Genomic DNA, 6,059 nt, shown 5'->3' with positions numbered 1-6,059 from the left:
AGCTTTGGCGGCGTCCTGGTCACGCTGCAGCATTTCGACCGCCTGCATAATGATTTCGGGCCGCTCCAGGATCGCCTCATAAACCAGCTTCTTGATCTCCGCCTCTGTCAATTCTTCGGCCAGACCGGGCAAAGGCAAAACAGCAAGGCAAAGGGCCAGCATTATACGTTTCGGAGGGATCATTGGCTTTTTCCTTCTTGCTGGGCTTCTACTTCTGTTCTTTCTGCTTGGTACCGCTGCTCGCGCTCGGGCCAAGCTGATTTTATGAAATGCAGGATACCGCGAATTTGCGCATCACTAAGCTGGCTGCCAAAGCCTGGCATACCGCTGTCCAAGGCGACTCCGCTGTTTGCTAGCGCAGCCTGCCCCCCCAATTTGGTATATTCGAACAGCATTCGGTCAGAATGGTGCCAAGTGTGGCCCGTCTCATCATGCGGAGGCGCCGGCAGGCGGCCATCCTCCCCTGGGCTGCGCCAATTTGGTTGGCCCTCCAGATTTGCCCCGTGGCAGGACGCGCAATACTCCGCATAAAGCGCCTTTCCCTGTGCAATGGGCACAGCTTCCGTTTCCGCGGGCGGAGCCGTCGGGCTACCCGCCCGCATAACCCACGCCGCCCCCATCCCGGCGACAGCCAGCACCGCAGCTGCACTGATGGCCGCCCGTGTCATGCTTGCACCCGGATCCAGGTCATCATGCCAGAGGCTGCATGCGAAAGCATGTGACAGTGGAAAGCCCAGTCGCCGGGGTTATCGGCAACAAAAGCAATCTCGTGGCTTTCGCCCGCAAAGCTGAGAAGCGTGTCGCGCAGATGGCCCATCGAGCCATCGGCATGGACGGTGCGGAAATGCATCCCATGCAGATGCATAGCGTGCGGGAATGCTGTGTCGTTGGACACTGTGACCCGGACAGTCTCGCCCCGTGCCACCGTGGCCAGCGGAGTCTGCGTCATGCCAACAGTACCGTTGAAGGCCCAGAATTGATTGGCCTCCGCCATCTGCCGGAAGCCTGCCTTCCGCCCTTGGAGCACAGCACTGCGCAGCGACCCCATCGCCCCGCCAGCCATGTCCAGCCGCAGCTGATTCGCGGTCTCCAGACCCGTCACCTCCATCGCCGGGTTCGGCGGGAGCGGCTCCGGGGTGCCACGCCGGGAAGTGCTGGACACGCCCCGCACCGGGAAGACAGCCTGGGCATAGCCCCGGTTGCCGTCGATCCGCGCGAGAAACGCCTCTTCGCCTTCTCCGGCAGTAACATCAACAATGAGATCAGCACGCTGACCAGGGCCAAGCAGCAATTCTTCCGTAACAGCCTTGGGGGCTGGCAGCGGCATCCCGTCCAGTGCCATCACCCAGCCCTCGAAGTTGACCAGCGCCAGTATGAAAATCCTGGCGTTGGAGGTATTGATCAGCCGGAGCCGAAGCCGCTCGTGCCGCTTCACCGTCTGGGTCCAAGCTGACTGTCCGTTGGTCGAAATGAAATTGCCCAACCGGCCAGCATGTGACCGGTCGTGGCGCGTCTCGAAGTCTGGAAATAGCTGCCCACCATCCGGCTCCAGCAGCCAGTCATCGAGTACCAATGTGACATCCCGGTCAATATCCGGAGGTGCCTTTTCGTCAACAATGAGCGAGCCGTGCAGCCCGCGCGCCACCTGCTCGGCCGACCGGTTGTGCGCGTGATACCAATAGGTGCCTGCATCCCGAACGGTGAAATCATAATCGAAGCTGCCACCCGGCGGTACCGGCGCCTGGGTCAGCCCTGCCACCCCATCCATCGAATTCGCCGCACGGATGCCGTGCCAATGGACTGTGCTTGCTTGCGGCAGGCCGTTGACAAATCGTCGCTGCACCCGGCCGCCTTGGGGCACCCGGACTTCCGGCCCCGGCGTGCCGCCTGCATAGCCCCAAATCTGTGTTTTCGGGTAGTCCGGTGGCAGTAGCTGCACCGCCTTGACGGTGGCGTGCAATTCCATCAGATCCGGTTCCAGAGCATCCCCCCGGACCGGCAGTTCCGCCAGGACACCAGCAGCGCCCGCTGCTGTGAGAAACCTTCGTCGTGAGAACATTTCTATTTCCTCTTAGGCAGGCGAACTACAAGGGGCGGTTCACTGATGTACGGATTACCGCAATAGTCAAACCATTCGGTCAGTTGGCAGAAGGCTGATTACGGCGTTTATAAGTTTGGCGAAATGGCGCAGCAGCACTCACCTGCGCGCCTCCAACCAGGACTTGCTTGCCATGCCTGCCTCCAAACCGTTTTTTTATTTGGCTTTGAACTGCCACCTTCCAGCACGGGAAGGTCAATACCCGCTCACAGTCGATATTGTATCCGAATGTATCCTTGGCGTGATCGCGCAGCTTCACAGAGCGGCCACAAGTGCCTGTATTTTCAATTTTGATTTACCGAATGCCCGCACCGCATCCGGGCCGAAGGTTTGGTGCGCTCAGAAAGAGGAATTGAGACGCGTTATTCTGCAATACCATCTTGAACTTACCGTCTTGAATTTCGACGCCCGCAAAAGCTGCTGTTGCAGCAAACAGAAGATCCTGAGCGCCACCTTAGGCAGGCAGGTCCACCACTGGGTGAAGCACAACCCGGGTGTCCAACGGCACCCTATCGTAGAGGTCGATCATCTGATCGTTCACAAGCCTTGCACAACCATTCGACACGCGCCGTCCAATTGTATCCGGTTCGTTGGTGCCGTGAACACGCAGAAATGTATCCCCGCGCCCCGGCTGAAACAGGTAGAGCGCACGTGCGCCAAGAGGATTGCCGAGACCGCCAGGCATGCCATCGGCAAACCTGGCATAGCGGTGCGGTTCGCGCCGTATCATATCCGGGGTCGGCGTCCAGCTGGGCCACACCTTTTTCGCGCCGACATAGAATTCACCCGCCTCATATAGGCCAGGCCGGCCAATTCCGACTGCATAACGGATCGCGCGCCCCTCAGGCAGCGTCCAGTACAGCGCGAACTGTACTGGATCCACATGCAACACGTATGGCGCGAGATCGTTCTGGATGCGCACCTCGCGCGGTAAGAACTCTTCGGGCATGTCGTACACCGGAAGCGTTGGCGTATGCGCGCTGCCCTGTGAGCCCAGCACAGTCAACGCTCCTGCTCCAGCAATAAAATCCCGTCGGTGCATATCTCCTCCGATTGTTTTCTCCGGTGCCGTATCGCCCGCTTCGCCTCTGCCAGAGTCTAATACTAGCTTTGCTCCATGGATAATCACTGCTTGGGCTACTTTTCATTTTGCCAAGGGCTGCGGTCCCTGGTCAGCCCTTGGCCGGTAGATTAGACTTCTGAGCAAAAAGATCATTCGTCGAGGGCAGCCTTGCGGCGCTTGAATTCCTCCTCGTCGATTTCGCCGCTGGCAAATCTGCTGCGCAGAACCTGCAGCGCGTCGCTGGAGGCGTCGGGGCTTGCCTGGCCTTTGTCGGTCAGCCATCGCACCCCCACCACGACCAGCGCGATAAGGCCTCCCCAAAACAACAGCATCATCAGAGCTCCGAGCATGCCGAAGCCACCTGACCACATCATGTGGCCATATCCCCCGTCCCAGTCGCCATTGGTGTCAGCCCAAGCCAATGCGGCGGACATGGGCAAAATCGCAATCGCCAATGGTGCAATCAGTCGTTTCATATCGGTCTCCGTCTCAAGTTTCTACTGTGTGCCCCCGCCGGAAAGCGGGATTACTAGGGTGGCCAGCAGCCCTCCGTCTGCCCGATTTGCAAGGGTGATGTCACCGCCATGAGCCCGCAGGATCGTGCGGGCGATGGACAGCCCCAACCCGTAGCCGCCGGTCTCCAGCGAGCGGGATGTCTCCAGCCGCAGGAACGGATCGAAGACCCGCTCCAAGTCTTCTTCCGGGATACCGGGTCCCGTATCCGCCACGGTGATCAATGCGTGTTGATTGTCATGGCCGTATCCGACCCGGGCCCAGCCACCATAGCGCAGCGCGTTCTCAATGATGTTGCGCAAAGCCCGCCGCATTGCGTTTGGCCGCAAGCGAACATCTGTAGGAGCGCCGGGATGCAGATCAAACCGTTCCAACATGTCGGCGCGCAACTGTTCGAGGAAACTGCCCAGTTCACACATTTCAAGCGGCTCGGATACTGCCAGCCCGCCGGCAAAAGCCAATGCCGAGTCAACCATACTCTGCATTTCCTCGATCGAGGAAATGAGACTGTCCCGGGTTTCATCCTCGTCGACGAACTCCGCCCTGACCCGCATGGCTGTCAAAGGCGAGCGAAGGTCGTGGCTCAAGGCCGCCAGCAGCCGTGTGCGGTCTGCAACGAAACGTGTCAGCCGCTCTTGCATCCGGTTGAACGCGCCGGTCAGATCCTGCATTTCACATGGCCCTACTGCAGGCAGTGTGGCCACATTTTCTCCCCTGCCCAACCGGTCAGCAGCAACCGAAAGCCTGCGCAGCGGTCCAGTTACCCGGCTCATCAGGAACCAGAATACAACAATCAGAATGAAGCCGGCGCTGAGTGCAAAAGTCAGTGTCGAATAAAGCGGCCATTGCAGGGGGGGCCGTTCGAACCGGGTCCCGACATTCAGCCATTGGCTGCCAGACAAAGCGATGGACAGCTTCAATTCAATCGCCGACATGTGACCGCGCATCATTTCCCGGTGCATGGCGGCCATTTCCTGATCGAGATGCGGCAGCGGCAGCTCTGCGCCATCAACCTCATGCAGCTCAACCCGGATCTCCCGGCCGTAATTGCCGTCCAGCAGCGCGCGCACGCGCTCTTCGACAATCCCGTTTCCGTTATGCGACGTATGTTTGACTTCGGGCTCCGGTGCGATTCCGAATCGTACCAGCGGCGAATTCGCAGCCCGCAGGATCGAGGCGTGCAAACTCGCAGGCGCTTCTTCGATCAGGCTGGCCACATTAGCCGCACGCCCGGCAGTTTCCGCTCCGAGAGCCGCGCGTACCGCCAAACCGCGCTCGTCGACAAAAAGCCACAGACTGACCGCCTGGGCGGCGGCCAGCGCCAGGATCACCAGCAGCACCAGCTGGCCGCGCAGACTGTTGAGGACATGCCTCATCCGTCCGTCACCTCCACATCTGCCGCCAGGCTGTAGCCGCCGTTGCGAACAGTGACGATCAGGCGCGGCTGCATGGGGTCCAGCTCAATCTTGCGGCGCAAGCGGCTGATCTGGTTATCTATCGTCCGGTCCAGCGGCGGCGCCCGCCGGCCCGCGGTTAGATCCATAAGCTGATCCCGGCTCAGAACCAGGCGCGCACGCTCCAGCAAAACCGTCAGCAGCTTGAAGTCGGCACCGGTCAGGGCAGTTTCCTGCCCGGTGCCGTCAATGAGAACACGACGATCACTGTCCAGTACCCACTGGGCAAACCGGACCTTTTTGCCGGCCAAGCGGCCTGCCAGCGGTTCGGAGCGGCCGGCTCGTCGCAAGATCGCTTTGATGCGTGCCAAAAGCTCGCGCGGATTGAAAGGCTTTGGCAAATAGTCGTCGGCACCGATCTCAAGGCCGACTATCCGGTCGGTATCCTGCCCAAGGGCCGTCAGCATCAGGATTGGAGTACCGCCTTCGCCAGACAATCTCCTGCAGACCGACAATCCGTCCTCGCCCGGCATCATCACGTCCAGAACGATCAGATCGAAATGGCCGGTTGCCAGTTTCGCATCCATCTCTGCCGCGTCTTGCGCTGCAGTTGCGCGCATGCCGTTCTTTTCCAGGTAGCGTGTTACCGCGGCCCGGATTTCACGGTGATCGTCAACGACGAGAATATGCGGCATTTCATTCATTTGCACCAATTATAGGTTATTGCTGCAAGTGGTCCTGCAGAGTTTTGTCGCGGAATGTATCAACTGCTTCGGCTGTGACAGAGCGATACACTTCCCGGGGCCCGGAACACTGGCAAGACCACCCCTGACATCCCAGATTGGCTGCATCCAAACATCCCTTGGAAAGGTCTGGACATGACGAACTTGAAACTTCTTGCGCTCACTCTCACGGTATCCGGCACAATGGCGGGTGCGGCACTGGCAGAGGCCAGCCACGGCCACGGCGGCAAATCCGGCGCCAATACATC

Annotated in this window: 6 protein-coding genes and 1 pseudogene; all 7 read right to left on the bottom strand. The window is 59.8% G+C overall.

Annotated features, from left to right (window positions below; genetic code table 11):
• Positions 1–183, bottom strand: a pseudogene (locus A2I95_RS25015) (DsbA family protein); the annotation flags it as partial.
• Positions 180–602 carry a cytochrome c gene (locus A2I95_RS25010; protein ID WP_245596986.1) on the bottom strand — a complete coding sequence of 141 codons (423 nt, stop codon included), beginning with the start codon at positions 600–602 and terminating at the stop codon, positions 180–182. The gene A2I95_RS25010 and the pseudogene A2I95_RS25015, both read right to left, overlap by 4 nt.
• A 62-nt stretch (positions 603–664) precedes the next feature.
• Entirely contained in the window at positions 665–2,059 is a 1,395-nt protein-coding gene (locus tag A2I95_RS25005) for a multicopper oxidase family protein (protein WP_291734261.1), read from the bottom strand.
• A 493-nt stretch (positions 2,060–2,552) separates the two neighbouring features.
• Positions 2,553–3,140 (bottom strand): L,D-transpeptidase, encoded by a 588-nt coding sequence (locus A2I95_RS25000; RefSeq protein WP_291734258.1) that lies wholly within the window; start codon positions 3,138–3,140, stop codon positions 2,553–2,555.
• A gap of 170 nt (positions 3,141–3,310) precedes the next feature.
• Positions 3,311–3,637: an SHOCT domain-containing protein gene (locus tag A2I95_RS24995; RefSeq protein ID WP_245596921.1), complete on the bottom strand. Its 327-nt coding sequence runs from the start codon at positions 3,635–3,637 to the stop codon at positions 3,311–3,313.
• A gap of 21 nt (positions 3,638–3,658) precedes the next feature.
• The gene (locus A2I95_RS24990; protein WP_291734254.1) at positions 3,659–5,050 is read right to left on the bottom strand and encodes an ATP-binding protein; all 1,392 of its coding nucleotides are present in this window, start codon (positions 5,048–5,050) and stop codon (positions 3,659–3,661) included.
• Positions 5,047–5,772 carry a response regulator gene (locus A2I95_RS24985; protein ID WP_291734251.1) on the bottom strand — a complete coding sequence of 242 codons (726 nt, stop codon included), beginning with the start codon at positions 5,770–5,772 and terminating at the stop codon, positions 5,047–5,049. Before A2I95_RS24985 ends, A2I95_RS24990 begins: the two co-directional genes overlap by 4 nt.
• Between the last annotated feature and the right edge of the window lie 287 nt (positions 5,773–6,059).

This window comes from Leisingera sp. F5, from assembly GCF_001593695.1.
The sequence above is the reverse complement of the archived record's forward strand: the minus strand, read 5'-3'. Positions and strand labels throughout refer to the sequence as shown.